At 65.8% G+C, this 25,831-nt stretch carries 23 protein-coding genes; 15 read left to right on the top strand and 8 right to left on the bottom strand.

Going from position 1 to position 25,831, the window contains the following annotated elements:
- Window positions 1–40: 40 nt before the first annotated feature.
- From ycaC to U873_RS0100400, 3 genes are all read left to right on the top strand, one after another.
- Window positions 41–667, top strand: a complete 627-nt coding sequence (gene ycaC / locus U873_RS0100390) for an isochorismate family cysteine hydrolase YcaC (protein WP_025126349.1) — start codon at window positions 41–43, stop codon at window positions 665–667.
- A 430-nt stretch (window positions 668–1,097) separates the two neighbouring features.
- The gene (locus U873_RS0100395; RefSeq protein ID WP_025126350.1) at window positions 1,098–2,540 is read left to right on the top strand and encodes a mechanosensitive ion channel family protein; all 1,443 of its coding nucleotides are present in this window, start codon (window positions 1,098–1,100) and stop codon (window positions 2,538–2,540) included.
- A 252-nt stretch (window positions 2,541–2,792) separates the two neighbouring features.
- Window positions 2,793–3,233: a carboxymuconolactone decarboxylase family protein gene (locus tag U873_RS0100400; RefSeq protein ID WP_025126351.1), complete on the top strand. Its 441-nt coding sequence runs from the start codon at window positions 2,793–2,795 to the stop codon at window positions 3,231–3,233.
- 229 nt (window positions 3,234–3,462) lie between these two features.
- Here U873_RS0100400 and U873_RS0100405 read toward each other — a convergent pair whose 3' ends face one another.
- Entirely contained in the window at window positions 3,463–4,227 is a 765-nt protein-coding gene (locus tag U873_RS0100405; RefSeq protein ID WP_025126352.1) for a helix-turn-helix transcriptional regulator, read from the bottom strand.
- Window positions 4,228–4,325: 98 nt separating this feature from the next.
- Between U873_RS0100405 and U873_RS0100410 the strand changes: the two genes are divergently transcribed.
- The 3 genes from U873_RS0100410 to U873_RS0100420 all read left to right on the top strand — a co-directional run bounded on the left by U873_RS0100410 (window position 4,326) and on the right by U873_RS0100420 (window position 7,695).
- Window positions 4,326–5,459, top strand: coding sequence for an MFS transporter (locus U873_RS0100410; protein WP_025126353.1), 1,134 nt, complete (start codon window positions 4,326–4,328; stop codon window positions 5,457–5,459).
- A gap of 161 nt (window positions 5,460–5,620) precedes the next feature.
- Window positions 5,621–6,694, top strand: coding sequence for an NAD(P)-dependent alcohol dehydrogenase (locus tag U873_RS0100415; protein ID WP_025126354.1), 1,074 nt, complete (start codon window positions 5,621–5,623; stop codon window positions 6,692–6,694).
- Between the two features lie 89 nt (window positions 6,695–6,783).
- Window positions 6,784–7,695 (top strand): universal stress protein, encoded by a 912-nt coding sequence (locus tag U873_RS0100420; RefSeq protein WP_025126355.1) that lies wholly within the window; start codon window positions 6,784–6,786, stop codon window positions 7,693–7,695.
- Between the two features lie 56 nt (window positions 7,696–7,751).
- Here the strand turns inward: U873_RS0100420 and U873_RS0100425 are convergent, their stop codons facing one another.
- Window positions 7,752–7,988: a hypothetical protein gene (locus tag U873_RS0100425; protein ID WP_025126356.1), complete on the bottom strand. Its 237-nt coding sequence runs from the start codon at window positions 7,986–7,988 to the stop codon at window positions 7,752–7,754.
- A gap of 184 nt (window positions 7,989–8,172) precedes the next feature.
- Between U873_RS0100425 and U873_RS0100430 the strand changes: the two genes are divergently transcribed.
- Window positions 8,173–8,412 (top strand): hypothetical protein, encoded by a 240-nt coding sequence (locus tag U873_RS0100430; protein WP_025126357.1) that lies wholly within the window; start codon window positions 8,173–8,175, stop codon window positions 8,410–8,412.
- A 6-nt stretch (window positions 8,413–8,418) separates the two neighbouring features.
- On the opposite strand, the gene U873_RS37055 is transcribed toward U873_RS0100430, so the two are convergent.
- Complete coding sequence (locus tag U873_RS37055; protein ID WP_025126358.1) at window positions 8,419–8,640, bottom strand: hypothetical protein; 222 nt, start codon at window positions 8,638–8,640, stop codon at window positions 8,419–8,421.
- A 447-nt stretch (window positions 8,641–9,087) separates the two neighbouring features.
- On the opposite strand from U873_RS37055, the gene U873_RS0100440 reads away from it, so the two are divergent.
- From U873_RS0100440 to U873_RS0100460, 5 genes are all read left to right on the top strand, one after another.
- A complete protein-coding gene (locus U873_RS0100440) occupies window positions 9,088–9,471 on the top strand; it encodes a hypothetical protein (protein WP_025126359.1) in 384 nt (127 codons plus the stop codon).
- A gap of 327 nt (window positions 9,472–9,798) precedes the next feature.
- Window positions 9,799–10,182: a DUF2946 family protein gene (locus U873_RS0100445; protein ID WP_025126360.1), complete on the top strand. Its 384-nt coding sequence runs from the start codon at window positions 9,799–9,801 to the stop codon at window positions 10,180–10,182.
- A 118-nt stretch (window positions 10,183–10,300) separates the two neighbouring features.
- On the top strand, window positions 10,301–12,469 hold the full coding sequence (locus U873_RS0100450; RefSeq protein ID WP_025126361.1) for a TonB-dependent siderophore receptor: 2,169 nt from the start codon (window positions 10,301–10,303) through the stop codon (window positions 12,467–12,469).
- Window positions 12,470–12,521: 52 nt separating this feature from the next.
- Window positions 12,522–14,006, top strand: a complete 1,485-nt coding sequence (locus U873_RS0100455; protein ID WP_025126362.1) for a PepSY domain-containing protein — start codon at window positions 12,522–12,524, stop codon at window positions 14,004–14,006.
- 180 nt (window positions 14,007–14,186) lie between these two features.
- Complete coding sequence (locus U873_RS0100460; protein WP_025126363.1) at window positions 14,187–14,717, top strand: DUF3087 family protein; 531 nt, start codon at window positions 14,187–14,189, stop codon at window positions 14,715–14,717.
- Window positions 14,718–14,751: 34 nt separating this feature from the next.
- On the opposite strand, the gene U873_RS0100465 is transcribed toward U873_RS0100460, so the two are convergent.
- Window positions 14,752–17,406, bottom strand: coding sequence for a hypothetical protein (locus tag U873_RS0100465; RefSeq protein WP_025126364.1), 2,655 nt, complete (start codon window positions 17,404–17,406; stop codon window positions 14,752–14,754).
- Window positions 17,407–17,748: 342 nt separating this feature from the next.
- On the opposite strand from U873_RS0100465, the gene U873_RS0100470 reads away from it, so the two are divergent.
- Complete coding sequence (locus U873_RS0100470; RefSeq protein WP_025126365.1) at window positions 17,749–18,531, top strand: sulfite exporter TauE/SafE family protein; 783 nt, start codon at window positions 17,749–17,751, stop codon at window positions 18,529–18,531.
- A gap of 14 nt (window positions 18,532–18,545) precedes the next feature.
- Here the strand turns inward: U873_RS0100470 and U873_RS0100475 are convergent, their stop codons facing one another.
- Entirely contained in the window at window positions 18,546–19,166 is a 621-nt protein-coding gene (locus U873_RS0100475; RefSeq protein WP_025126366.1) for a LysE family translocator, read from the bottom strand.
- A 211-nt stretch (window positions 19,167–19,377) separates the two neighbouring features.
- Between U873_RS0100475 and U873_RS0100480 the strand changes: the two genes are divergently transcribed.
- Window positions 19,378–21,810 carry a PAS domain-containing sensor histidine kinase gene (locus U873_RS0100480; protein WP_025126367.1) on the top strand — a complete coding sequence of 811 codons (2,433 nt, stop codon included), beginning with the start codon at window positions 19,378–19,380 and terminating at the stop codon, window positions 21,808–21,810.
- 64 nt (window positions 21,811–21,874) lie between these two features.
- Here U873_RS0100480 and pcsA read toward each other — a convergent pair whose 3' ends face one another.
- Together pcsA and ampC are read right to left on the bottom strand one after the other, a co-directional pair.
- Entirely contained in the window at window positions 21,875–22,600 is a 726-nt protein-coding gene (gene pcsA / locus U873_RS0100485; protein WP_025126368.1) for a phosphatidylcholine synthase, read from the bottom strand.
- 534 nt (window positions 22,601–23,134) lie between these two features.
- Window positions 23,135–24,307, bottom strand: coding sequence for a class C beta-lactamase (gene ampC / locus U873_RS0100490; protein WP_025126369.1), 1,173 nt, complete (start codon window positions 24,305–24,307; stop codon window positions 23,135–23,137).
- Window positions 24,308–24,533: 226 nt separating this feature from the next.
- Between ampC and U873_RS0100495 the strand changes: the two genes are divergently transcribed.
- Window positions 24,534–25,409: a LysR substrate-binding domain-containing protein gene (locus U873_RS0100495; protein ID WP_025126370.1), complete on the top strand. Its 876-nt coding sequence runs from the start codon at window positions 24,534–24,536 to the stop codon at window positions 25,407–25,409.
- A 200-nt stretch (window positions 25,410–25,609) separates the two neighbouring features.
- On the opposite strand, the gene U873_RS0100500 is transcribed toward U873_RS0100495, so the two are convergent.
- Window positions 25,610–25,822: a YXWGXW repeat-containing protein gene (locus U873_RS0100500; protein WP_025126371.1), complete on the bottom strand. Its 213-nt coding sequence runs from the start codon at window positions 25,820–25,822 to the stop codon at window positions 25,610–25,612.
- Window positions 25,823–25,831: the final 9 nt, after the last annotated feature.

Consider the following 25,831-nt stretch of genomic DNA (forward strand, 5'->3'; position numbering starts at 1 on the left):
GCCGGGTCATCCGGCATCGATCATTAGCGAGGACTTCACCATGACTACTGCCTACAAACGTCTCGACAAGGACAACGCTGCCGTTCTGCTGGTAGACCATCAGGCCGGCCTGCTGTCGCTGGTGCGGGACATCGAGCCCGATCGCTTCAAGAACAACGTCCTGGCCCTGGCCGACCTGGCCAAGTACTTCAAGCTGCCGACCATCCTCACCACCAGTTTCGAAACCGGCCCCAACGGCCCGCTGGTGCCGGAACTCAAGGCACTGTTCCCGGACGCGCCATACATTGCCCGTCCGGGCCAGATCAATGCCTGGGACAACGAGGACTTCGTCAAGGCGATCAAGGCCACCGGCAAGAAGCAATTGATCATTGCCGGCGTGGTCACCGAAGTGTGCGTCGCGTTCCCGGCGCTTTCGGCCCTGGAAGAAGGCTTTGAGGTGTTCGTGGTCACCGACGCGTCCGGCACCTTCAACGAACTGACCCGCGACTCGGCCTGGAACCGCATGTCCAATGCCGGTGCCCAGCTGATGACCTGGTTCGGCCTGGCCTGCGAGTTGCACCGCGACTGGCGCAACGACATCGAAGGCCTGGGCACGCTGTTCTCCAACCACATCCCCGACTATCGCAACCTGATGACCAGCTACAACACCCTGACCCAGGGCAAGTGACCCCCGCGGCGGCGCCACCCGGCGCCGCCTCTCTTTGCCGGCGCTGCGTCCCGCCGCAGACGCCATCGGCCAGCGCATGCAACGCCCTAGACTGGTTCAGCCACCCCTGAGGGCAACTGGCAGCCGCAGCGCGCCGATGCCTGTTCAGGTGACAGCGGACAGCGCTGATGCCCCGCCCGGTCCCAGGCCCACCAGGCCATGTGTGGCGAGGGAGCTTGCTTGCGCTGCAGGCCGGTTTTCAGGCACCCCTCGGGTTGATCCGCCCACCCCGTCCAAGGGCTGGCAGTCCAACCGCCACCGCTGACTTGCCACTCCCCAGGTGCAGGCCTGATCGGCATGACGCCGCGCGCCGTTTTTTGTCTTTTCCAGCTATACCTGCTTCTGCATCTTCTGTGCGATCTTGCTGCCCTCGTCTTGCCGGAGCTACTTGATGTTCGCCCTGTTCGCCAATCATCCGCTGTTGGCCGCGCTGTTCCTGTTGTTCCTGGATATCGTGCTCTGGCGCCTGATCGGCAGCCGTGGCAATTACTGGAAGCTGGCGGTGCGGGTAGTGATTTTCTCCCTCTACAGCCTGATGCTGTTCAACCAGGGCATGAACCCCATGCAGACCGCGCCCTGGCCGGAAGACGTACCGCTGCACCTGGCCGCCACCGGCCTGCAGATCGGCTGGTGGCTGTTCGGCGCGCGGACCCTGACGGTGCTGCTGGGCACCCTGATGATGCAGCAGGTAGGACACACCGGCCGGCTGCTGCAGGACCTGCTGGGGGCGCTGATCTTCCTGATTGCCATCATCGCCGCCCTGGCCTATGTCCTGGACCTGCCGGTCAAGGGCGTGCTGGCCACCTCCGGGGCCCTGGCGATCATCGTCGGCCTGGCCTTGCAAAGCACCCCCAGCGACCTGTTCTCGGGCATCGTGCTCAACACCACCAAGCCCTATCAGATCGATGACTGGATCGCCATCGACGGCACTGAAGGCAAGGTGGTGGACATCGACTGGCGCGCCACCCGCCTGCAGACCTCCCAGGGCAGCATGGTGGTGATCCCCAATTCCCTGGCGTCCAAGGCCAAGATCACCAACTTCAGCCGGCCCAGCGACCTCTACGGGATTGCCGTGAGCCTGCAGGTCAGCCCCCACGCGCGCCCGCAGAAAGTCATCGAGGCCCTGGAGCGGGCCATGCTCGGCTGCCGCTTCCTGCTGAGCACGCCGGCCCCCAGCGTGGCCCTGAAAACCTCCGGCAGCAGCGGCGCGGAGTACGAGATCAGCGGGTTTGTCGCGCAGATGGGACAAAAGCGCGAAGTGCGCAACCAACTGTTCGACCTGGCCTTCCGTCATTTGCGCGCCAGTGGCATCAGCCTGCTGTCCACGGGGGAGGCTGCGCAATCGGCCGGCCTGTCGCGGCCCCGGGCCTTGCTGGATGGATCGAGCATCTTCTCCACCCTGCGCCAGGAAGAGAAAGACAGCTTCAGCCAGAACATGCACCTGCAGACCTTTCGCGCCGGTGAAGTGATATTGCCGGCGGGGGAGATCAGCGACCATTTGTTCATCATCGAGTCGGGGGTGGTCTCGGTGTCGATGCTGCGCGACGGCAAGCCGTTCGAAGCTGGGCGCATGGGCCCGGGTGAAGTCATCGGCGAGGCTGGTGTGGTACTGGACGAAGCGGCCATGGCGGCGTTCTCGGCCAAGACGTTCTGCAGCCTCTATCGCATCGACAATGAGTTCATCAAGCCGTGCCTGGATGCCCGCCACGACATCGCTGAGGCGATGAAGAACCTCCTGGATTTCCGCCGCCACATGGCCCAGACCCTGACCCAGGATGCCCCCAAGCCGGTGGTCAGAAAGGGCTTCATGCAGTGGTTGCGCAGCCGCACCTGAGAGCGCCGGGGTGGCCCCGTCGACGCCGGGATCGAGCGGCAAGCTGGACACGCCCAGCGCGGCTGCCGTCGTTGATGCCTGCATGGGTTATTGATCCGGGGCGCGCCACTGAGCAAGCGTTGCGGCACCTGCGGGTGCCAATGCCAGGGCGAGGATATTGGTCTCCTGCTCTTGGGCGCAATTGGATATTGGGTGGGCGCCGCGAGGGACGTAACGTGGCGGTGGATCAATCACCGAGCCAGGAGCCCGACCATGCAACCTCGTATCGATTTCTACACGGCTTCGCCGAACGCCATGAAAGCCATGCTGGCCCTTGAGGCCGCCGTCAGCCAGCTGCCCCTGGAACAGTCGCTGATCGAGCTGGTCAAGCTGCGGGCTTCGCAGATCAACGGCTGTGCCTTTTGCGTCGACCTGCACAGCCAGGATGCCCTGAAGCACGGCGAAACCCAGCGTCGCCTGTTCGCGGTCTCGGTCTGGCGCGAGAGCCCTTGCTTCACCCCGCGCGAACGTGCCGCCCTGGCCTGGACCGAGGCCCTGACCCGGCTCAGCGAGACCCATGCCCCGGATGGCGACTACCAACTGCTGACCAGCCAGTTCAGCCCCGCCGAATGCGTCGACCTGAGTGTGGCGATTTCCACCATCAACAGCTGGAACCGCCTGGCGGTGGGCTTTCGCAAACTGCCCGAGGCCTGACAGGCCGCCGAGACGGAGATGGCTGATCACCGATGCGCTTGCGGCGCATCGTCCATTCGGACTCGGCAAGGCTCGTGATTCTCAAGCAGACCCAGCCCCATAGTGGCTTGCAGCGCCGATCCTGTTTCTGAGCGCTGGCCTGGAGCAGCCGCGCCGCTGGTTGTCGCCCACCGCCCAAGAACCTCCGAGCGTGACCCGGGGGTTTGCCAGTGGGGCCGCTTGGAGCGCCTTACTTGAAATACGCCCGGGGCGTGGTGCCGGTCATGGTCTTGAAGAAGGCGATGAAGATGCTGTCGCTGGCAAACCCCAGCTCGAAGGCGGTGTAGCCGATGCTGCGACCGGTGGCCAGTAGCTCGATGGCGCGCATCAGGCGCCATTGCTGGCGCCACTGCTGGTAGCCGAGGCCGGTTTCACGCTGGAAGATCCGGCCGATGGTGCGGCTGCTGGCGCCGACCCGGGTCGCCAGTACCTGCAGTTCCGGGGGCAACTGCTGCAGGTCGTCGAGCAACGGGAGCAGGCGCTTGTCCCGGGGCAGGGGCAGGGACAGCGGGTGTTGCGCGGCCTCGCGGATCTCTTCCAGGCACAGGCCCAGCAGGTGCGGGTAGCGGCCCAGGCTCCAGTCGCTGTCGAACGGCGCCTGGGCCATGGGCTCCAGCACGGCCCGCAGCAGTGGGCTGACTTCGATCACCGCCACCTGTTGCGGCAGGTGCGCCGACAAGGCGGCGCTGAAGTACAGCGAGCGGTAGTCCACGCTCTGTTGCATCTGCGCACGGTGCCGGACCTGGGACGGAATCCACGCGGCGCGGGATGGCGGCAGCAGGCACAGGCGATCGGCCAGGGTGATCCGGGTGCAGCCCTGGCGGGTGTAGAGCAGTTGCCCGCGGCGGTGCTGATGCAACCCCGAGTCGTGGTCGCCGAGGGTGGCGGCAATGCCGATCACCGGCGCCTGGAAGGTGTCGGGGTCAAAGCGTGCCTGGGCGTCGAGCCATGCCATGGTTGTCCGATTTTCACTGTTAGTTGGCAGGATTGCGATAATACGCCAACCGGGGCTGCCTAGAATCGCCGGCATCGTTTTTGCCGAGTGCGCGCCTGATGAAATCCCTTCCGTTGTTGATCCTGGCCATGGCCCTGCTGATGTTTGTGCAGATCGCCCAGACCCTCTACAGCCCGGCCCTGGTGGACGTTGGCCGGGCGTTCGGGGTGAGCGCGGAGCAGGCTGCCCAGAGTCTGTCGGTGATGGTCTTCGGCTTCGCCCCCGGGGTGGTGCTGTGGGGCTGGCTGGGCGACCGCTGGGGCCGGCGCCCGGCCTTGCTCGGGGGCTTGGCGCTGTATGCCCTGGCGACACTGCTGGGCATGTTCGCGGGCAGTTTTGGCGCCCTGTTGCTGGCCCAGGCCCTGGCCGCGCTCGGCGTCGCAGCGGCATCGGTGGTGACCCAGACCCTGCTGCGCGACCTGTACTCGGGCCAGGCACTGATCCGGGTGTTTTCCCAGGTGGGCATGGTCCTGGCCGCCAGCCCGGCCATAGGCCTGTTCGCTGGCGCCGGCCTGAGCCGCGCCTGGGGGTATCAGGGGGCATTGGCCGGGTTGCTGGTGCTGGCCTTGGTGTTGCTGGGCTGGTGCCTGCGGGCCTTGCCGGAGACCCGTCCGGCGGCGCAACTGCCGGCGCCCCTGGGCGCCACCCTGAAACAGATGCTGGGGGACCTGGGCATCTGGCGCTCGGCGCTGCTGGTGGCACTGTTCAACATTGCCCTGCTCAGTTACTACAGCCTGGGCCCTTTTCTGTTTCGCCACCTGGGGCAGGGCGATACCTGGTTCGGCTACAGCGGCGCCCTGCTGGCCCTGGGCTCGGGTCTGGGGGCCTGGCTCAACCGGCGCCTGCTGGGCCGGGGCTGGCGCAGCGAGCAGTTGCTGGTGCTGGCGGCCCTGGCGGTGGTGCTCGGGGGGCTGGGGGTTCAGGGGTTGCGCCATAGCCTTTGGCTGGTGGCGCCGATGTTCGCCGTGGTCCTGGGGTTTGGCCTGGCGATCCCGAATATCCTCGGTTCGGCCCTGGTGGCCTACAGCGGGCGCCTGGGCAGTGCCGGGGCCCTGTTCGGCCTGTTCTATTACTTGCTGATCGGTGCCGGCCTGCTGCTGGTGGGCTGGGGCCAGGCCCTGGGCCCGAGCCTGATGCTGTGCGGTGTCGCGGCGCTGGGGTTGGCCCTGGCCCAGGCCGCAAAACGCTGCTGAAGCCTGTGCCAGAGCCTTCGGCTTGTGTGACCGGTTGTCGGTCAGTGCCCCTCAAGGTCCCATTGTTTGACCATGATCAAGCCCTGGCCGGACGCATCCGCGCAGCCTGTCAGCAGACCTGTGGAGCAGTGCAGGCCCCCTTGGCAACGGAGATCTTGATCATGGCAAAGATGAAAGCGGCGATTTTCGTCGAAAAGAACCGCATCGTGCTGGACGACAAAGACATCCCTGAAATCGGTCCGCTGGATGCCCTGGTACGCATCACCACCACCACCATCTGTGGCACCGACGTGCATATCCTGCGCGGTGAGTACCCGGTGGCCAAGGGCCTGACCATCGGTCACGAGCCGGTGGGCATCATCGAGCGGCTGGGTTCCCAGGTGCGGGGTTTTCATGAAGGCCAGCGGGTCATCGCTGGGGCCATCACCCCCAGCGGCCAGAGCTTTGCCTGCCTGTGTGGCTGCGGCTCCCAGGACGGCCCCGACACCCGTCACGGCTTCAAGGCCAGCGGCGGCTGGAAGTTCGGCAATACCATCGATGGCTGCCAGGCTGAATACGTGCGGGTGCCGGACGCCCTGGCCAACCTCTGCGCAATCCCCGATGGGTTGAGCGATGAGCAAGTGCTGATGTGCCCGGACATCATGTCCACTGGCTTCTCCGGCGCCGAGCGCGCTGAAGTGAACATCGGCGACAGTGTCGCGGTGTTCGCCCTGGGGCCCATCGGCCTGTGCGCGGTGGCCGGGGCCCGGCTCAAGGGCGCCACCACCATCATCGGCGTCGACACCGTGGCCGCGCGCATGAGCGTGGCCCGGGGATTGGGGGCCACCCATGTGGTGGACTTCAAGCAGGGCGACGTGGTCAAGCAGATCATGGAGCTGACCGACGGGCGCGGGGTGGATGTTTCGATCGAGGCCCTGGGCACCCAGGGCACCTTCGAATCGGCGCTGCGGGTGCTGCGTCCGGGGGGCAAGCTGTCGAGCCTCGGGGTCTACTCCAGCGACCTGCGCATTCCCCTGGATGCCTACGCCGCAGGCCTGGGCGACCTGAGCATCCTCAGCACCCTGTGCCCCGGTGGCAAGGAGCGCATGCGCCGGCTGATGGAGGTGGTGGCCAGCGGCCAGGTGGACCTCAAGCCGCTGGTGACCCACCGCTTCAAGCTCGATGACATCGAGGCCGCCTACGAGCTGTTCGCCAGCCAGCGCGACGGCGTGATGAAGATCGCCATCACCCCTTGAGCGCTGCCCCGGGTGGCCTTGATGCATATCAAGGCGCCCGGGCCCGTCTGCCTCGACACTCAGGCCATTACCGTCCAAGGAGGTCAACCATGAGCCAGTACCAGCGTCTGTTGCTGATTGCCGATCCCCAGCAGCACCAGTCCCCCGCGGCGCGCCGCGCTGCCGCCCTGGCCAAGGCCAGCGGCGCGGCCCTGCATGCCCTGGTGTTCGTCGAACCGCCGGCGCGCACCTACCTGTGGGAAGAACACCTGGAGGACAGCGAGCGCCAGGCCTACCTGCAACGCCATGAGCGCTGGTTGCAGGTGGAAGCCCAATGGATGCGCGAGGAGGGCGTGGACGTCACCACCCAGGTGATCTGGAGCACCCAGGTGCTCAAGGACATGCTGGACTACATCGGCGAATTCCGGCCTGACCTGCTGATCAAGGACGTGACCCTGGAATCGGCGTTGAAGCGGGTCTTCGTCACCCCTCTGGATTGCCACCTGCTGCGTGACGCGCCGGTGCCGGTGCACCTGGTCAACGACGCCCCGCACAAACTGCCCCGGCGGGTTGTCGCGGCGGTGGACCCGGCCCAGTCCGACACCCAGATCAGCGGGCTCAACGCACAGATCATCCGCACGGCCCACGCCCTGGCCCTGCAATGCGACGCCCAGTTGCACCTGCTGTACGCCTACGACCTGACGCCGATGCTCGACGGCGTGGCGCCGGTGGCGTCCACCGCCTGGAGCGTCAACTGCCTGGATGAGCTGCGCGACTCCCTGCACAAGGAGTTCGAACGCCTTGGCGATGAACACCAGGTGCCCCAGGAATTCCGCCACTTCATCATGGGCCCGCCGGTGCCGGGCATTGCCCAGTTCGTCGACGAGTACCTGGTGGACGTGGTGGTGATGGGCACTGTGCACCGTACCGGCTTTGGCCGGCTGATCGGCAGCACCACCGAGCGGGCGCTGTACTCGATGCCGGGGAGCATCCTGGCGGTGAAGGCCTCGGGCGGCGAGTGAGTCACGTTTCAACGGCCTGAAACCCGGTGTTGCACCGGGTTTCGCCGGGGGGGGGGTTACAGGTCCTTTTTCACTTCCTTGTCCACGTGGCGGTCACCCTTGTGCCGCTCCTTGTCCAGGTGCTTGGCTTCCTTGTCCACTTCCTTGCTGTCGCGCTTGGCATCCTTGTCCAGGTCGCGGTTGTCATTGCGCACGTCCTTGGCGATATCGCCTTCGGCAACCGCCAGGCCAGTATGGGCCAGCAGCCCGGCAGCCAGCAGGCTGCAGAAAAACATCGATTTGATTACGCGCATGTCGGGTTTCCCTGTGGTGAAGGCCTGTCCCTCATGGACCGGCGCCTGTCATACATTAGTCATGAAGAAAGTGCGTCGCCAGTCGCGGGCTGGCCGCATGCCGATCTGCTGCCGGACCTTGGGGTGGCCTGGAAGACTCATGCCCATGGACTAGGCTGTTGAAAAACCAACCAGGGAGCGGGCGATGAAAACACTGATGGCATTGGGGCTGTGCGGGTTGCTGATGTCTTCCATGGCGCTGGCCAAGGAAGACCGTCGTGAATGCGAGGCCGCCCTGGAGAGGCTCAGTTGGGCAACGGAAAAGGACTTCACCGGCACTGGCCACCATGAGCACCAGCAGGCCAAGGAAGCCCGGGACGCGGGGGACTACAAAAAGTGCGCGGACCAGGCCAGCAAGGCACTGGAGCACGTGAAACAGGGTTAAGGGCGCTCAGCCCTCTTCAATCTGCATTGCGCCATTCAAGGACCCTCTATGAAATACCTTCTCGTCATCACCTGTGTGCTGCTGTTTTCCGGTTGTCAGTATTTCAGCTATCAGAAAAGCTGTGAGGATGATCCCGATCAACCCAGCTGCGCCGGCATGAACACTCAGGAGCCGGCTGCGCGTCATCGCTAGCCGCGGGGCGCGGCCGGCAGGTACGGCAGCAATCATGCGGTTTCGTCGCGCACCCAGGCGGTTCTTGTGGATCTTTTGGTCGGCCAGAGGATCAGGAAACGCTTCTGTAGCCGCTGCCGAGCCTGCGACCGCAGGATTCGTATGGGCAGAGAAGTGCTTTGAAGGTGGGGCGATTCGCTTTCTTTTGTAAGGCAAATCCGAGAAACTGCCAGCCGCTTGAATGCGCCTGGTGGGCGGGCTAGGGTGCCTGGGTCATCGCCAAATCGATGGCTCGGATGTGCAAGTCCGATGGTTACCAGACGCATAAACGCTCAGTCATGCCTGAGCGTTTTCATGTTCGCCGTGTTATGGCGGCCGTGCGCGGGAGATCTTCGGATCTGCCGGGGTTCTGGTAACTCGGTCTTGCACACCCGCGTATGGCTGCCACCTTATTCGTGTGCAAGCGAACGGTGTCGGCTCCTTGTCATTACCAGGAGTTTGACCATGAAAAAGATAGTCCCCGATCCCCCCACGTCTTATCGCGACCCTGAACTCAAGGCCGCCAACGCGACCCTGTGCGTGGCCCTGGCCCAGCAGCCGCTGGACCCCGCGCTGTTCCAGCTCAAGACCCAAGCCAAGAGCGTTGCCCCCGACTCGCTGTTCAGCGTGCGCGCAGGCATCGGCGGTGAAGAAGCCCTGGTGCATGTGGTGCTACTGCTCAAATGTGCCGAAGAGGTCTGCGATGAAATCACCCAGCAGGGCAGCGGCCTCGAGCGGGGGTTGATCTGGTCCATGGTGCATTCGGTGGAAATGGCCAGGGCAGTGGTGGAGGCGTTGCTTGACGGCAGCCCGCGGGGCGCTTTGGGGCACGGAGTGTCGGCGCGGTAGCAGCAAATGTTGTAGGAGCCGGCTTGCCGGCGAAGAGGCCCATGGATGGGGCGGTGATCTTGCGGACGTCTTCGCTGGCAAGCCAGCTCCTACGGGGGAGGGAACATCCCATTCCATCTTCAGGCCGCCCCGCAGCAACGGATATGCCCCCCAAAAAACCACGGTATAAAGCCCGGCCACCCCACTTTAGTTCCGGTCCGATCCCCAGGCCGCCGCCCCCAGGCTATAAAGCCCGCCACAACCCACCCCAACCACGTCTGGCCCAATACTTCGCCTGACCTGCAAAGGTGATTCTCCACCGCTTTTTTCGCTGTTAATCTTGCCGCCATGACCCGTGCCTCCTCACACCGCCCCCACATTGCCTGGACGCTGTATTTCTGCGTGCTGTTCAACGTGTTCGTCTGCGGTCTGGGCCATGGGCAGATGGCCGGGCTGGAGCTCAATGGCGTCGGCGGGCAGTTCTGTTCCGCCATGGGCAACCCGGGCCCGGCGCTGAACGCCGACTTCAGCGATCAGGCCGCCGCCGGTGGGCTGAGCACCTTCATGTGCCCCTTGTGCTCGGCCGTGAGCCTGGGCATCGCGCTGCTGTTTTGCCTGGGCTGGATGCTGCGCCGCCAACGCCCGCCACGGCTGGGGGGCGAGCAGCGCAGCAAGGCGCCACCGCGTTGTTCCTGGCCTGCGCTCAACCCCCGGGCACCTCCTCTGGGCTGACTCGCCTTGGCGACCGCAGCAGGCGGTCGCGCTTTCTCGTCCTCCGGCAATAGCTGCGCGGTCGCTGTGGCGACGGCTGCCGGACGCTGTTCGATGATTTTTTTTCGAGTCCGAGTCCATGAAGTTCCTCTATCGCTCCCCCCGTTGCGCGGCGCTGTGCTGCGCCCTGTCGTTCAATGCCCTGGCCGAATCGCCGCTGGAGTTGCCGCAGATGCGCATCAGCGCCGACGAAGAACCCAGCGTCGGCCTGCAGCTCGATACCCAGAGCAGCACCGGCTCGCGCCTGGGCCTGACCCCGCGGGAAACCCCGGCGTCGGTCAGTGTGGTCAACCGCCAGCAGATCGAGCGCCGCGGCGCCGCCAACACTCAGGACATCCTCGCCGGCGTGCCGGGGATGAACGCCGCCTCATCCCCCGGGGTGCCGGGCTTCGTCTCCTATCGAGGCTTTTCCGGCGCGCAGATCACCCAGCTGTTCAACGGCATCAGCGTGCAGTACGACTCGATTGCCGCGCGTCCGGTGGACAGCTGGATCTACGATCGGGTCGAGGCCGTGGGCGGGCCGTCGAGCTTTCTCTATGGCGCCGGCGCCGTGGGCGGCTCGATCAACTACATCACCAAGCTGCCTTCGCGCACTGAGTCGTTCAACGAAGGGCGGGTCAGCTACGGCTCCTACGACAGCACTGAAACCTCTTTTGGTTTCAACCACGCGCTGAACCAGGGGGCAGGGCCGCGGCACTACGCGCGCTTCGACGTCAGCCACACCACCAGCAACGGTTACGTCGACCGCGAGCAGCGCGATGCCTGGACCACGGCGTTTTCCCTGCTGACGGATTTCAACGACCAGCTGTCCCACACCCTGGCCTACGAGTACCAGGACGAAAGCGTCGACAGCCCCTACTGGGGCACTCCGGCGCTCAACCCCCTGGGCGGCAAGATGGAAGTGGACAAGAGCCGGCGCTTCGAGAACTACAACGTGCGTGACGGCCGCTACGAGCAGCGAGTGCAATGGCTGCGCTCGATCATCGATTACCAGGTCAATGACCGTACCTCCCTGCGCAACACCCTGTACCACTACAACGCCGACCGCGAATACCGCAACCTGGAAACCTACGCCTACAACAGCGACAACACCCAGGTGAACCGCTCCGGCATCCTGCTCCAGCGCCACGCCCAGGAACTCAATGGCAATCGCTTCGAGCTGTTGCATCACAACAGCCTGTTCGGCCTGGACAGCCAGTGGTCGATGGGCGTCGACTACAGTCACAACGTCATGAGCAACTACCCGCGCTCCCTGTCGGCCTCGGCTGGCAGTGTCGACCCGGACGACTTCGACCCGGGCAGCTTCTGGGACTTGCCGGGCATGCAGCGCGGTTTTGAAAAGAACCGCCGCAACCAGGTGGACACCTGGGCCATGTTCCTGGAAAACCGCCTGCAACTGACCGAGCGCCTGTCCCTGCTCAGCGGCCTGCGCCACGACCAGATCGACCTGCAAGTGACCAACTACCGCGCCGTCACCGAGGCCAATCCGGCGTTCTTCCAGCGCAAATACCGGCCCACCACCGGGCGCCTGGGGCTGGTCTACGAACTGACCCCAGCGGCCAACGTCTACGTGCAATACAGCACCGCCGCCGATCCGCCGGCGGGGATCCTGACCACCGCCAGCTACGGTCAGGTACGCGACTTTGACCTCAGCACCGGCAATCAGTGGGAAGTCGGCAGCAAGTTCGATTTTCTCGATGGCCGCGGCTCGGCAACCCTGGCCGCCTACCGCATCGAACGCAAGAACCTGTCCACCGCCGACCCGAGCAATCCCGGCACAAGCCAGCCGGTGGGCCAGCAATCGTCCCGGGGCGTGGAGCTGGCCGGTTCGTTGCGGGTAACCCCCAAGCTGCTGGCCGAAGGCAACTTCGCCTATGTCGACGCCCAGTACGACGAGTTCTATGAAAACGTCGGCGGCCGTCCGGTGTCGCGCAAGGGCAACAGCCCGACCAACACCCCGGACAAGGTCGGCAACCTGTGGCTGACCTACGACCTGGCGCCGTCCTGGCAGGTGGGCAGCGATGCGCGCTACGTGTCGTCGATGTATGCCAACGCGGCCAACACCCGCTATGCGCCGGCCTACACGATCTTCGGCGCTTTCGTGGGCTATCAGCTGGACCGCGACACACGGATTACCGGCCGGGTGCGCAACCTGACTGACCAGGTCTACGCCCGCACCACCGCGCCGACCCAGCTGTACCTGGGCGCACCACGGACTTTCGAGCTGGCGCTGCAAACGCGCTTTTAACCGAGACCGCGGGGCGCCCGATGGCGTCCCGCGCATCTGCGAGATGCCTGCAATGAAGCGTTACCTGTATCTCTGGCACCGTTGGCTGGGCATCCTTGCCTGCCTGTTCATGGCCCTGTGGTTCATCTCCGGGGTGGTGATGCTGTATGTCGGCTACCCCAAGCTGACCCCGGCCGAGCACCTGGCCCACCTGCCGCCCCTGGCCCTGGATGCCAAGGGCGCCGAGCTGGCCCAGGTGCTGCAAGCCGCCGATCCCCTGCAAGCACCGTCGAGCATCCGCCTGACCACGGTGGCCGGCGAACCGCGTTACATCCTCGAGTACCCGGGAGCGCGCAAAGTCGCGGTCGAGCTGCGCAGCGGCTTGCTGGCGCTGCCCACCGACAGCGCCGAAGCCCTGGCCGCGGCCTGGCAGTTTGCCCCGGGGGTGGCGGCGCAGGATCGTGGCGCGGTGGACCAGGACCTGTGGAGCCTGTCCCGCGGGCTGGATGCCGATCGGCCCTTGCACCGGGTGGCCATCGACGATGCCGAACGGCGCCTGCTGTATGTCTCCGGGACCACCGGCGAGGTGGTGCGCGACGCCACCGCTACCGAACGCGGCTGGAACTGGATCGGTGCCTGGCTGCACTGGCTGTACCCGCTGCGGGGCATCGGCATCGATGGTGCCTGGGGGACGATCGTCACCTACCTGGCCCTGGCCGCGACCCTGATGACTGCCCTCGGCCTGACGTTGGGCCTGTTGCGCTGGCGCTTCGGGCGGCCCTATCGCAACGGCTCGCACTCGCCCTACCAGGGGGTTGCCCGCTGGCATCACCTGGGAGGCATGGTGTTTGGGGTGCTGGCCATGACCTGGATCTTCAGTGGCCTGATGTCGATGAACCCGTGGAACCTGTTTCGCAGTGCCCAGCCCTTGTCGGTGGCGGCCTACCAGGGCGCAATGCTCGACGCCGCGGCCTTTCCCCTGAGCGCCGCCCAGGCCCTGCAGCGCTTCGCCGATGACGGCCTGCGGGCCCGGGAGCTGGAGTGGCGGATGATCGGTGGCAACGGCTACATCATTGGTCACGACGGGGGCGGGCGCACGCGGATCCTGTCCATGGCCGGGCAGCAGGTATTGCGCCAGTTCAACCCGGACACCCTGCAACAGGCCGCCTGGGCCATTCGCCCCCAGCGGCCGATGACCGTCCAGCTGCTGCAGGCCTACGACTTCTATTACTACGCCCGTGAACCCCACAGCATGCTGGGGCACATGCAGCAGCGCCTGCCGGTATTGCGGGTGGGTTTCGACGACCCGGCCCAGACCTGGTTGCACCTGGACCTCTACACCGGCGCCATCGTCGGGCAACTGGACCAGCCGCGGCGGGCTTCGCGCTGGCTGTTCGCCCTGCTGCACAGCTGGGACTGGCTGCCGCTGCTGGCCCATCGGCCGTTGTGGGATCTATGGATGCTGCTGTTCAGCGCCGGTGGCTTGTTGATCAGCATCAGTGGCGTGGTGTTGGGCTGGCGGCGCCTGGGGCGCACCTTGCGTTCGCGCCGGCGTTGAGCACAGGCCGGCGATCCATGGACCAGGCCGCCAGAGCTGCTGCATCGGGGCAGGGCCCCGGGCAATGACCGAGATCATGCTTTTGCGCAGGCAGGATCAATTTAAGCCACCGGCCCGGGCCTTCGCGGTGATAATGCACGCCAGCCCACTCTCTTTCAGCCACCGGAGCCCGTCGCGCCCATGTTCGTCATCACCCCGCAGGATCCCGAGACCTATCGTCGCCAGACCCGTCGCAGCACCCTGGTCATCGCCCTGGTGTTCATGGTCCTGGCCATGCTGCTTTCCAGTGCCGCAGTGGCGCTGTTCGGCCAACCTGGCGGCGACAATCTGCTATGGAATGCGGCCGGCGTGTTCAGCGCTCTGCTGATCAGCGCGGCCTTGCTGCGCACAGTGTTCTGGACGCAGCCGTGGATGGCCTCGGCGGTTTACGGCTGGCGCCTCAAGCGCAGCCTGATGCGCGTGACCAACGTCATGCACCAGGTCACCGCCGGGGTGGCGGCCGGTGATCCGGCGGCTCTCAAGCTGCTGCGCTTCTATCACCTGGGCCTGATCCAGATGCACCAGCTGGACGCCAATTCCAGCGCCCAGGGGCAGATGCTCGGCGAGGTGGAACGTCACCTGGCGCTGCTGGCCGAGCAAGGCATCGACCCGCAGCAGGAGCGCCTTGATGCGCGCTGGCTGGAGGCGGTCAAGGCCCACCAGCCGCGCTGAGTGCCTGGCGCCGTCCGGCGGTGAATGGCCAGGATCATTGCAGGTAGCGCCACAGGGCCTCGGCGATCTCGTCGGATTGCCCGGCGCGGCCAAACAGTTGCTGGCCGATGTTCAGGCCCAGCTGGCGGTAGCTTTCGAACTGCGCTTCGTCGAAGAACTGGTCCACGGTGCTCTGGTTGGGAAACGCCGGATTGGTCCGGGCGTAGTTGAGGACGTCCGGGCTCAACCCGGCAATCAGCCGCGGCTTGAGCACCAGGATCCGGCAGTGCGGCGTGGCCGCAAGCTCAGCTTCGGCGCCCGGGGTGTGGGCATGCACATTGAGCAGCAGCGCGCACTTGCGGTTGTCGGCGCTGGCGGGTTGGCGAAACTCTTCCAGGCTGGCGAACAGCGCCTTGAGTTGCGGGTGGGCCAGCACCCCCGGGTCCTCGCGGATTTCCAGGGCCTGGTCGATGCGGGCCAGGCGCACCAGGTTGGCCAGGTCGTCAAAGCGGTAGTCGGGGTCGCAGCCAGCATCGCAGGTGACGATCAGTTCCAAGCCGCGCCCCTCGCGCAGCAGCTCGTAGGTGGCGGTGTTTTCGAAATGCCCGCCGTCGGAGAGGTACTGGTAGTCGCGACGGTGCCCGTGAAAGTGCGCGGTCAGTTCGTAGAACAGGTAGCTCTGGGTGCTGTAGTAGCTCCAGGGTTTCCGGTCCCGGGGCACCCAGCGCGACTGGCCGGGATCGAGGAAGTGGCTGGGCCACCAGATTCCCAGGCGCACGTTGGCCAGCCCCAGGATCAGTGACATGCCCAGGCAACTGGCGCGCCCCAGGCCGGTGCTGAAGGCGGCGCCGGAAACGCCGATCCACTGGCCCAGGGACAGGGGTTGCATGATCTCCGCCGCCGGGCCCTGGCTCAGGTCCCGCGGGTAGTGCTTGCCGTCCAGGGTGTAGCGCTCCGCCGGGCCGTTGTTCCCAGGCATCTCACCGCCAAGAGCGGGTGCCCAGTTCGGCGCGATGCACAGCGGCTTGCCCTTGCGGTCACGTTGTACCAGCTGTTCGGCGGGGTCCACGGTGAGGTTCATGGTGACGTTGATCAGGTGCACCGGCCCGGCGCTGGGGCTGGCGTAGTACTGCTGCAGCGACAGGTCATCGCTGGACATGGGCTCGGCCACGCTGAGGTAGGTGCGGCGCTGGTGCGCCGGGCCATTGAAACGCATGCCGTTGGAAGCCCCCAGGTAGGCGCGGATCAGCCTTGCGCTATAGAACGCCTGCAGCGACGAGGTGTTGAGGAAGCTGATGAAGCGCCCGCTGACGCACACCAGCAAGGCCGCCAGCAGGCTCAGGGCCAGCAGGCGCCAGGCCGCGGCGCTGCTGTTGGACACGGCGCCGGCGTCATGGGCGATCCACTGCACCAGCAGTGCCCAGCACAGGCACAGCAGGGTCAGCAGCAGGCCTCCGGCAATCAGGGCCAGGACGTCCAGCGGCAGTTTGCGCATCCAGCCGGGCAGGGGTTTTTCGTCCTTCAACAGCACCAGGCGGCGGATCAGCCACACCAGCAGCGCCAGCAGTACCGGAGTGCCCAGGGCCTGGTAATCCAGCAGGTAGCGGTACAGGCGTTCGGCACCGCTCACCAGCAGGGCGAAGAAGCCCAGCACGGCGACGGCGACCATGGCCCGGCTCAAGGCGCGGGTGATCTGCACCCGGTAGTTGCGCACACAGTTGTTGCAGGCACTGCTCCTGGCCGGGTCGCGGTTGTCGGCGAGCCGGCGTACCAGCTGAGAGGTGATCAGCAGGGCGTTGCTGCCGACCAGGGCGGCGGCCAGAGTCAGCGCTCCCACGGCCTGCCACTGGGCCATGCCGTAGGCCAGGGCGCCGCAGATCCACAGACCGGCGACAATCGCCAGCGTGCTGCGAAACGCCGCGTTGCCCAGGGTGGGGGGTTGATCCAGATCGCCCCGGGGGATGACCAGCCAGTACGCCACGGCGCAGGGCAGGGCGAACAACAGCGCGGCCATCAGTGGCCACAGCAGCAGGCTGGCGTGGCTCAGCACCTGGAACAGGGTCAGCAGGCTGAGCACCAGGAGAATCGGCAGGCCGATCATCAGGTGCAGCGACAGCCAGTTGCGCCAGGTCATGGCCAGGGCATAGAGCATGTCGCCGGCGCCGGTGGGGGTCAGGTAGCGGCCGTTTTCCCGCAGCCAGGCACCGGGGCCCTGGCCCACGGGCTGCTCGGCATAGTCGACGCCGGTGCTGATGCGCCCCGGTGGCTCGAAGCGCAGCGCCTGGTAGGCGTTGCGCGCAGCGTGGCCCACGGGGTCCCGGGGATCGGGGGCGCGCAGGCGCCCGGGCAGGAACAGGCTGGAAAAAAAGCTGCCGATGTAGCCGCCGCCGCTGACCGTGGACAGGTAGTCGAAGCGTGACAGCAGGCTGTTTTCCGTTTCCGTTTCCGTTTCCGTTTCCGTTTCCGTTTCCGTTTCCGTTTCCGTGGCGGGCGATGCCGGTGGCGGACTCATGCTGGGCGCCGGTGCCCGGGCCATGGCCTGGAGAACCCCCAGGCAGAAGGTCGCGCTGCGGATGCCCCCGCCGGACAGCGCCAACCCCCAGTTGCCACGCTCGGGAAGGCTTTGCCCGGGGGCTTCCTGGTGCAGGCTCAGGCGTCGGAAGCGGATGCGTTGCTGCTCGATCTGATACGGGGTCTCGTCGGGTGTCATGGGCCTTCCTTGGGACGGTGGGGCACGGGCCGGGGGATGAGGGGCCGGGTGCGCCGGCAAGCGCCCAGCAGAATACCGGATGAGCTGGCCCAAGTGTGCGCTCTAGACGCACCGCGTAGCTGGGGCCGGGCCCCGGTTTCAGGCCTCGAGCCAGCAGGCGGCCAGGTGGCTTTGGGCGTGTGAGAGGCGCAAGTGGCTGGGGGTATCCATGCGCAGAGTGCATGGTTTAAAAGAGCCTGGTTATAACGTTAGATTTTATTCATATAAATGGACATAAGCTTTAGCCGCTATGCTGCCGCCAGTTTTTGACCTGACCACGTACGACCTGTAGGGCTTTTATTGATGGATGTGGGTAATTTCGGTTTTGTGATTGCAGGCTTGGTGGTCGGGTTCATCGTTGGCATGACCGGGGTCGGCGGCGGTTCGCTGATGACCCCGATTCTCCTGTGGTTCGGCATCAACCCGGCCACCGCCGTGGGCACCGACCTGCTGTACGCCGCGATCACCAAGTCCGGTGGGGTGCTGGTGCACCAGAAGAACCGCAACATCGATTGGCGCATCACCGGCTGGCTGACCCTGGGCAGCGTGCCGGCGGTGGTGGTGACCCTGTGGTTCCTGAAGAACCTCGACACCGATCCCCAGGCCTTGAACGCGGTGATCAAGCAGGCATTGGGTTTCGTCCTGCTGCTGACGGCCCTGGCCATTGTCTTCAAGAAGAAGCTCATGGCCTTTGCCCAGCGCCATGGCGGCGACTACCAGCCAAGCCCCGGCGGCCTCAACGGCCTGACCGTGGTCACCGGGCTGATCCTCGGCACCATGGTTGCCCTGACCTCCATCGGCGCCGGCGCCCTGGGCACCGTGGCGCTGTTCATCCTCTATCCGTTCCTGGCCACCAAGCGCCTGGTGGGCACCGAGATCGCCCACGCCGTGCCCCTGACCCTAGTGGCCGGCCTGGGCCACGCCAGCATGGGCAACATGGACTGGCACCTGCTGGGCTACCTGCTGATGGGCTCGTTGCCGGGGATCTGGATCGGCAGCCACATGACCGGTCGCATCTCCGACGAGGTCTTGCGGCCGTGCCTGGCGGTGATGCTGTTCTCCATCGGCTACAAACTGGCGTTCTGAGACCCGGCGCCGCCTCAGTTGCGCCGGTACAGGGCGAGAAAGCCGGCCAGCGCCAGCATTGTCGCGCCGCAGCACTGATTGAGCCGGCGCATGCCGGTTGCGGTGAGGAACTTCGCCGCCTGCACCCCGCCGGCGGCATACAGCCCCATGACCAGCACCTCGACCACCGCCGTGACCAGCGCCAGGGTGGCGTACTGGGCGAAGATCGGTTGCCCGGGATCGACGAACTGCGGCAGGAAGGCGGTGAAGAACAGCAGCACCTTGGGGTTGGTCAGGGTCACCGAGAAACTGCGCCGGAACACCTCGCCATGGCGTGAGCCGGCGCGCACCTGCTGGGCCCCGAGGGCCTGGGGCGTACTGCGCCAGAGCTGCAGGCCGAGCCAGGCCAGGTAGCACACGCCGACCCACTTCAAGACCATGAACAGCTGCTGCGAGGCCATCAGCATCGCCCCCAGGCCAAGGCCCACGGCGGCGATGATCAGGACGTCGGAGAGCGCCGCGCCGGCCATGCCCACCGCCACCAACCGGCGATTGCGCGAAGTCCCGTTGGCCATTGCCAGCAGCGAGGTGGGGCCTGGAATCAGCGCGCCGATAAAGCAGCTCGAGGTGTACAGCAGCAGGGTCGTGGTGTTCATTGCAGCGCGTTCTCGTCGGCAAGTGGGGGAATCGGCGTTGAGCGAGCATGCCCAAAATGCCCCCGGCTTTAAAGACCTTTGCAGGGCTCCTGGCGCTCAAGGGCGGAATATGTGCCGGAGGCGTTCAACTTCCGTGGATTCCAGGGGTCAGTTATCCTGCGCTGGCCACCGGCTGGCAGCGCAGCCCCTTTTTTCTTCTGTGATGCGGTCCATGACTATTTCCTCTTCTGGCGATGCAGCTTCTCCGACGTCCCGTGGCGGCGAGACGGGTGCCGCGATCCGTCGGTACGATTGGTCGCAGACCTCGGTGGGCCCTCGGGAACACTGGCCCAGCCTGCTGCGCAGCACCTTGAGCCTGGTGCTTGAGTCCCCCGAGAGCCTGTACCTGCTGTGGGGGCCGCAGAAACTGTTTTTCTTCAATGATGCCTATCGACCGGTACTGGGCCCGCGCCTGGACACGGCCCTGGGGCAGACCATCGAGACCCTGTGGGCGGATGCCTGGCCCGATGTCCAGTTCATGGTGGAGCAGGCCTTTCTCGGCCACAGCTGTCGCCATGTGGACCTGCCGGTGAACATGCATCGCTACCCTGGTGAGGCGCTGACCTGGTGGTCGTTCTCCATGAGCCCGGTGTATGACGAACAGGACGAGCAGGTGGTCGGGGTGCTGTGCCATACGGTGGAAACCACCGATCGCGTGCTCCTGGCCGAGCATGCGCGGCAGACCGAGGCGCGCCTGCGGGAAACCCGCGAGCTCAATACCCGGGTGCTGGCCAGCAGCAATGACTGCATCAAGGTCCTGGACTTGAATGGCCAACTGTCGTTCATGAGCGAAGGCGGCCTGCGGGTGATGGAGGTCAGCGACTTCAACGCGATCGCCGGTTGCCCCTGGCCGGAGTTCTGGCAGGACCAGGGCCGCCTCGACGCCCAGGCGGCGATCGCCGCTGCTCGGGCTGGCCAGGCCGCGCGTTTCCAGGGCGCCGCCCAGACCCTGGCCGGAACCTGCAAATGGTGGGACGTGCAGGTCACGCCGATGCTCGATGCGGCGGGCCTGCCGGAGAAGATCCTCTGCATCTCCCGGGACATCAGCGCCACCCGCGAGGCCGAAGAGGCGCTGCGGCGCCTCAATGAGTCCCTGGAGCAGCGGGTCCAGGCCCGCACCCAGGAGCGCGACCGGATCTGGCAGTTGTCCACCGAGCTGATGCTGGTGGCGGATTTCAACGGCCGCATCATTGCCGTCAATCCGGCCTGGACCCGGCTCCTGGGCTGGCAGCGCCACGAACTGGAAGGCAGCAGCGTCTACGATTTCATTCATCCCCAGGACAGTGTGGCAGCCGCCACTGCCAGTGCCGACCTGACCAGCGGCCAGAGCTTTTCCCGGGTCGAGAACCGTTTTCGGCACAAGGACGGCAGCTATCGCTGGGTGTCCTGGAGTGCCGTACCGGACCCGCAGCACGTGCACGCCGTGGGCCGCGACATCCAGGCCGAACGCGAGGCCGCGCAGGCCCTGCGCAAGACCGAGGACATCCTGCGCCAGGCGCAGAAGATGGAGGCGGTGGGGCAGCTTACCGGGGGCGTGGCCCATGATTTCAACAATCTGCTGACGGTGATCCGCTCCTCCACCGACCTGCTGCGGCGCACCCTCGACGAGAAGCGGCGGCAACTCTACATCAATGCCATTTCCGACACCGTCGACCGTGCCAGCAAGCTCACCGGCCAGCTTCTGGCCTACGCTCGCCAGCAGAACCTGCGGCCGGAGACCTTCGATGTCGGCGCCAGCGTGCAGCTGGTGGCACAAATGATCAATCCGCTGATCGGTGCCTGCATCGAGCTGCGCATCGAACTGCCGGAACAGCCTTGCTACATCCATGCCGACGCCGGCCAGCTCGACACGGCGCTGATCAACATGGCGGTCAACGCCCGGGACGCGATGCAGGGCGAGGGCCTGCTGGTGATCGCCGTGGAGCGGGTGACACAGATTGCCGCCAGCGCCAGCCAGGGCGCCCAGGCCGGGGACTTTGTCGCGATCTCCTTGACCGACACTGGTGCCGGCATCGACCCGCAGCAGCTGGAGCGGATCTTCGAGCCGTTCTTCACCACCAAGGAAGTGGGCAAGGGCACCGGCCTGGGCCTGTCCCAGGTGTTCGGGTTCGCCAAGCAGTCCGGTGGCGGCCTGGCAGTCGACAGCCAGCCGGGGCAGGGCACACGTTTTACCTTGTACCTGCCGCGTTGCGAAGCCTTGGCGGATGTGGCCCCCGCACGCTGTTCGGCCGCCGTGCCGATCGACGGCCAGGGCCTCACCCTGCTGGTGGTGGAGGACAACCCCGAAGTGGGCGTGTTGTTGGCCCAGGCGCTGAACGAACTGGGTTACCAGGTCGAATGGGCCACCAGCGCCACCGAGGCGCTGGCTCGCCTGAGCCAGGAACGGGCGAGTTTCCAGGCGGTGTTTTCCGACGTGGTGATGCCCGGCATGAACGGTATCGAACTGGCGACGAAGATCCGCAGTGAATACCCCGGGCTGCCGGTGATCCTTACCAGCGGCTACAGCCCGGCCCTGGCGCTGGGCCAGACGCGCGAATTCGTGTTCCTGCAGAAACCCTACTCGGTGGCGGCCCTCGCGCAAGCGATACAAAGCTGCAAGTTTTGAGCTACAAGTTTTAAGCGGCAAGCGGCAGGCCGCTGAACTGGCCGCTTAATGCTTGCCGCGCGTCTTACCGCTTGCCGGCGCCGCCTCGCCTCCATTCCTGCGCCGAGCGCCATAGGCAGATGCCGAGGAAATACGCCGACGCCGCCAACCACAGGCCCATGACCGACGGGCTGCGGGCCGGGTGGCTGAGCACCAGCAGCGCGCCGCTGAACAGCCAGACAAAGGTCACGATGATGTTCAGCGCCATCCACTTGCGCACCCGGAACGGGTGCAGGAACTGCACTCGGGTGGCGGTCAGCAGGGCCAGGGCGAAGATGCTCAGCAAGCTTGCCCAGGGGCCGGGGTCCAGCAGGTAGAAGCACAGCGCAACCACGTTCCAGGCGGCGGGAAAGCCCTGGAAGTAGTTGTCGTGGCTCTTCATGTTGACGTTGCAGAAGCACAGCAGCGACGACAGCAGGATCAGCGAAGTGGCCAGCAGTGCGCTGTATTCCGGCAGCGGGATGTAGCGGTAGATGAACAGTGCCGGGATGAACACGTAGGTCAGGTAGTCGATCACCAGGTCGAGCACCGAGCCGTCGATGTTCGGCAGCACCGAGCTGGTCTTGACCTTGCGTGCCAGGGAGCCGTCGACCCCGTCCACCAGCAGCGCCACCCCCAGCCACAGCAGGCAGGCCTTGGGCTGGTTGTCGAATAGCGCCAGGGTCGCGAGCAGTGCACTGACCACCCCGGTGGCGGTGAAGCCATGGGCGCCCCAGGCTTTGATTCTGGCGATTTGCAGGGTCGATATCACGGGGGCGTCTCTCCAGCGGCTGGGGGGCCTGGCGAGCACCGGCGCTTGTGCGTCGGCCACCCTGGCCAGGTTGCAGGTATCGACCGGAAAGCCCGGTAGAAGGTTCAGCATAAACCCTTAAATCAGCCTCTGCGGGTGATGTCGGTCAGTTAATCAACCATGGGCTTACAGGGGGGGAGGGGGCCAGCTTGTGCCCGGTGGTTTGGCGCCACGCAGCCTGGCGGCGGTCAACCTGAGTGTGCAGGTCTGGCCTGTGCTTGATGGCCGGCCTTGGGGGCTACGCTCCAGCGGGAGCAAGCTCCCTTGCCACAAGTTGGCAGTGGATCGGCATGGGCTCTCAGCGGGTGGCTATCGCCACCCCAGGAGTCCATGGCCAGCCTGGCCGGGTCACCGCCGTGCAGGGGCCCCTGCGTCCAGGCGTCGGGTTTGCCGCGAGCAGAAAAAAGCCACGTTGGCGCTGCCGGCAACGTGGCTTTCACGAAAGGTTGGACGCGCGAGCAGGGGGCCTGCGCCCGCTGCCCCTGGTGGTTGTCCTTACTTCGTGGCTTCCAGGGCACTGAGAATCTTGTGGGCGGCCTTGATGCGTTCGTCGTTGGGGTAGTTCTTGTTGGCCAGCAAGACAATGCCGATCTGCTGGCTGGGCACGAACAGCAGGTAGGCGCCGAAGCCGCTGGTGGAACCGGTCTTGTTGTACAAGGCGTCGGCCTTGGGCGGCTGGGGCGGGGTCAGCCATTGCACCGGGTGCGGCTCGAGGGCCATTTGCGTCGAGTTGCCGGCCACCAGCCGGGCCAGGGAGACCGGGTAGGCATAGCGTTCCCAGCCCAGGCCCTGGGTCATGTCACCCACCTGGTAGTAGCCGCTCTGGGTCGCCAGCAGGGCCTTGTGCAGGGTGTCGTCGAACTGGCCCGGCTGCAGGTTGCCGGCCAGGTATTGCAGCAAGTCCGCGGCGCTGGTCTTGATCCCGTAGGCCTCGGCGTCCAGAGGCCCGGGGCTGACCCGGATCGGCTGGTTCTGCTTGTCATAGCCCTGGGCGTAATGGCTCTGCTGGTCTGCTGGCACCTGCAGGTAGCTGTGCTTGAGGCCGAGCTTGGGAAGCAGCGTCTGTTCCAGCAACTGGTCGTACGGCTGGCCCAGGCTGCGGGCGCTGAGGTAGCCGAACAGGCCGAGGCTGGGGTTGGAATATTGGCGCTGGGTGCCTGGGGTGAAGCGCGGCTTCCAGGTGTTGTAGTAGTCCAGGGTCTGCTCCTGGGTCTGGACCGCGTCGGGGAACTGCAGCGGCAGGCCGCCGGCGGTGTAGGTGCCCAGCTGCAGCAGGCTGACGCCGTCGAAGGCGCTGCCGCGCAGGGCCGGCAGGTACTGGCTGGCGTTGTCCTTGAGGGCCAGCTTGCCGCTGGCCTGGGCGTAGCCGGCCAGGGTCGCGGCAAAGGTCTTGCTCACCGAGCCGACTTCAAACAGGGTGTCGTTGTCCACCGGATGCTGATTGTCCTTGGAGGCGACCCCGTAGTTAAAGTAATGTCGCTGGCCATCAACGATGACCGCCACGGCCATGCCGGGGATGCCCTGCTGGTGCATCAGTGGGCGAATGGTGGCATCGACAGTGGTTTTCAGGGCCTGGTCCTGAGGGGTATCGGCCAGGGCGACCGAGGTGCCGAGGAGCAGCGCGCAGGCGCTGGTGATGCCTAGTCCGGCTAAGGTTTTTTGTTGCATGATCGGCTGTTTTCCATGAGTTCTGATAATTTTGACCCCACGCTTGCGTGCGGTTTTCCGCCCCCGGGGTTCTGCCCGAAGGCCCGGTGACGTCGTGCTTGCGAGGTCTTCCTGACAGGGGAGAGCGTGGCCAGCGCTGCGCGAGCCAGGCCAATGTAGGCAGTCTGCAGAGGATCGGCAAACGACGATATCTCGCAGGAGCCATTAGAAAAACTAGGGAATGAGCATGCTGCGTCCCCATCTGCCGTTGAATGCGCTGCGGGCTTTCGAAGCCTCGGCACGTCATTTGAGCTTCACCCGCGCGGCCATCGAGCTGTGCGTGACCCAGGCTGCGGTCAGCCATCAGGTCAAGAGCCTGGAGGCCCAGCTCAACGTCACCCTGTTCAAGCGCCTGCCTCGCGGGCTGATGCTCACCAGTGAAGGTGAGACCCTGTTGCCGGTGCTGCGCGAATGCTTTGACCGCATCGCCCAGACCCTCGGGCGGTTCGACGGCGGCCACTACCGGGAGGTGCTCACCGTGGGCGCGGTAGGGACCTTCGCCGTGGGCTGGCTGCTGCCGCGCCTGGCGGATTTCCAGGCCCGCCATCCCTATATCGACCTGCGCCTGAGCACCAACAACAACCGGGTCGACGTGGCCGCCGAGGGCCTGGACTACGCCATCCGTTTCGGCAGCGGGGCCTGGCATGGCATCGACGCCGAGCGACTGCTGCAGGCGCCGCTGTCGGTGTTGTGCGTGCCGGAGATCGCTCGCCAGTTGCACAGCCCGGCGGACCTGCTGGGGCAGACCCTGCTGCGCTCCTACCGCACCGATGAATGGCCGCAGTGGTTCCAGGCGGCGGGACTGGACGGCAACAGCCTGTTGCCCCAGAGCATCGTCTTCGATTCTTCCCTGGGCATGCTGGAAGCAGCGCTGCAGGGCATGGGCGTGGCCCTGGCGCCACCGCTGATGTTCGAGCGGCAACTGGCCAGCGGCGCGGTGGTGCAGCCGTTCGATCTCGGCATCGTCACCGGCAGTTACTGGCTGACCCGCTTGCAGTCCCGTGGCGAAACGACGGCCATGGGGGCCTTCAGGGCGTGGCTGCTGGAGACGGCCAAAGGCTAGGGCAAGGGCCGCGCCCGGGGCAGGGACCTGCTGGCGCAACCTGGCACCGCTGCGACCTGGCCTGGAGCGACGGACTGTACGGTGGGCGTCGTGCAATCGGCTCGGTGCGCAACCTGCCCTTGGGCGCCTGGCCGCATCGATGATGCGCACGCCCCCGGGCCGGCGACTACAGGGCGCAAGCGCAGGTCATGGGGCGATCCTCAATACCGCCAGTGCCCGGGCATCCAGACCCATTGGTTGGCCCGCCAGCGGTAGTGCCCGGCCACCCAGTGGTAACCCGGAGCCGGCGCCACCGGTATCACTTCGACAATTGGCGGGGGTGGCCGGCGCGGATGGGCCGGGGCGACCACGCAACTGGCCAGGGTGGTGCCGAGCAGTGTGGCGATAAGGAAGGCTTGGAGGGCGCGGAGCATGGTCAGGTT

The organism is Pseudomonas sp. PH1b (assembly GCF_000633395.1).
Classification (GTDB): Bacteria; Pseudomonadota; Gammaproteobacteria; order Pseudomonadales; family Pseudomonadaceae; genus Aquipseudomonas.

What these genes read in the sequence shown, in the direction of transcription:
- ycaC (WP_025126349.1), top strand. Translation starts at nt 41, where the DNA reads ATGACTACTGCCTACAAACGTCTCGACAAGGACAACGCTGCCGTTCTG.
- U873_RS0100395 (WP_025126350.1), top strand. Translation starts at nt 1,098, where the DNA reads ATGTTCGCCCTGTTCGCCAATCATCCGCTGTTGGCCGCGCTGTTCCTG.
- U873_RS0100400 (WP_025126351.1), top strand. Translation starts at nt 2,793, where the DNA reads ATGCAACCTCGTATCGATTTCTACACGGCTTCGCCGAACGCCATGAAA.
- U873_RS0100405 (WP_025126352.1), bottom strand. Translation starts at nt 4,227, where the DNA reads ATGGCATGGCTCGACGCCCAGGCACGCTTTGACCCCGACACCTTCCAG.
- U873_RS0100410 (WP_025126353.1), top strand. Translation starts at nt 4,326, where the DNA reads ATGAAATCCCTTCCGTTGTTGATCCTGGCCATGGCCCTGCTGATGTTT.
- U873_RS0100415 (WP_025126354.1), top strand. Translation starts at nt 5,621, where the DNA reads ATGGCAAAGATGAAAGCGGCGATTTTCGTCGAAAAGAACCGCATCGTG.
- U873_RS0100420 (WP_025126355.1), top strand. Translation starts at nt 6,784, where the DNA reads ATGAGCCAGTACCAGCGTCTGTTGCTGATTGCCGATCCCCAGCAGCAC.
- U873_RS0100425 (WP_025126356.1), bottom strand. Translation starts at nt 7,988, where the DNA reads ATGCGCGTAATCAAATCGATGTTTTTCTGCAGCCTGCTGGCTGCCGGG.
- U873_RS0100430 (WP_025126357.1), top strand. Translation starts at nt 8,173, where the DNA reads ATGAAAACACTGATGGCATTGGGGCTGTGCGGGTTGCTGATGTCTTCC.
- U873_RS37055 (WP_025126358.1), bottom strand. Translation starts at nt 8,640, where the DNA reads ATGATTGCTGCCGTACCTGCCGGCCGCGCCCCGCGGCTAGCGATGACG.
- U873_RS0100440 (WP_025126359.1), top strand. Translation starts at nt 9,088, where the DNA reads ATGAAAAAGATAGTCCCCGATCCCCCCACGTCTTATCGCGACCCTGAA.
- U873_RS0100445 (WP_025126360.1), top strand. Translation starts at nt 9,799, where the DNA reads ATGACCCGTGCCTCCTCACACCGCCCCCACATTGCCTGGACGCTGTAT.
- U873_RS0100450 (WP_025126361.1), top strand. Translation starts at nt 10,301, where the DNA reads ATGAAGTTCCTCTATCGCTCCCCCCGTTGCGCGGCGCTGTGCTGCGCC.
- U873_RS0100455 (WP_025126362.1), top strand. Translation starts at nt 12,522, where the DNA reads ATGAAGCGTTACCTGTATCTCTGGCACCGTTGGCTGGGCATCCTTGCC.
- U873_RS0100460 (WP_025126363.1), top strand. Translation starts at nt 14,187, where the DNA reads ATGTTCGTCATCACCCCGCAGGATCCCGAGACCTATCGTCGCCAGACC.
- U873_RS0100465 (WP_025126364.1), bottom strand. Translation starts at nt 17,406, where the DNA reads ATGACACCCGACGAGACCCCGTATCAGATCGAGCAGCAACGCATCCGC.
- U873_RS0100470 (WP_025126365.1), top strand. Translation starts at nt 17,749, where the DNA reads ATGGATGTGGGTAATTTCGGTTTTGTGATTGCAGGCTTGGTGGTCGGG.
- U873_RS0100475 (WP_025126366.1), bottom strand. Translation starts at nt 19,166, where the DNA reads ATGAACACCACGACCCTGCTGCTGTACACCTCGAGCTGCTTTATCGGC.
- U873_RS0100480 (WP_025126367.1), top strand. Translation starts at nt 19,378, where the DNA reads ATGACTATTTCCTCTTCTGGCGATGCAGCTTCTCCGACGTCCCGTGGC.
- ampC (WP_025126369.1), bottom strand. Translation starts at nt 24,307, where the DNA reads ATGCAACAAAAAACCTTAGCCGGACTAGGCATCACCAGCGCCTGCGCG.
- U873_RS0100495 (WP_025126370.1), top strand. Translation starts at nt 24,534, where the DNA reads ATGCTGCGTCCCCATCTGCCGTTGAATGCGCTGCGGGCTTTCGAAGCC.
- U873_RS0100500 (WP_025126371.1), bottom strand. Translation starts at nt 25,822, where the DNA reads ATGCTCCGCGCCCTCCAAGCCTTCCTTATCGCCACACTGCTCGGCACC.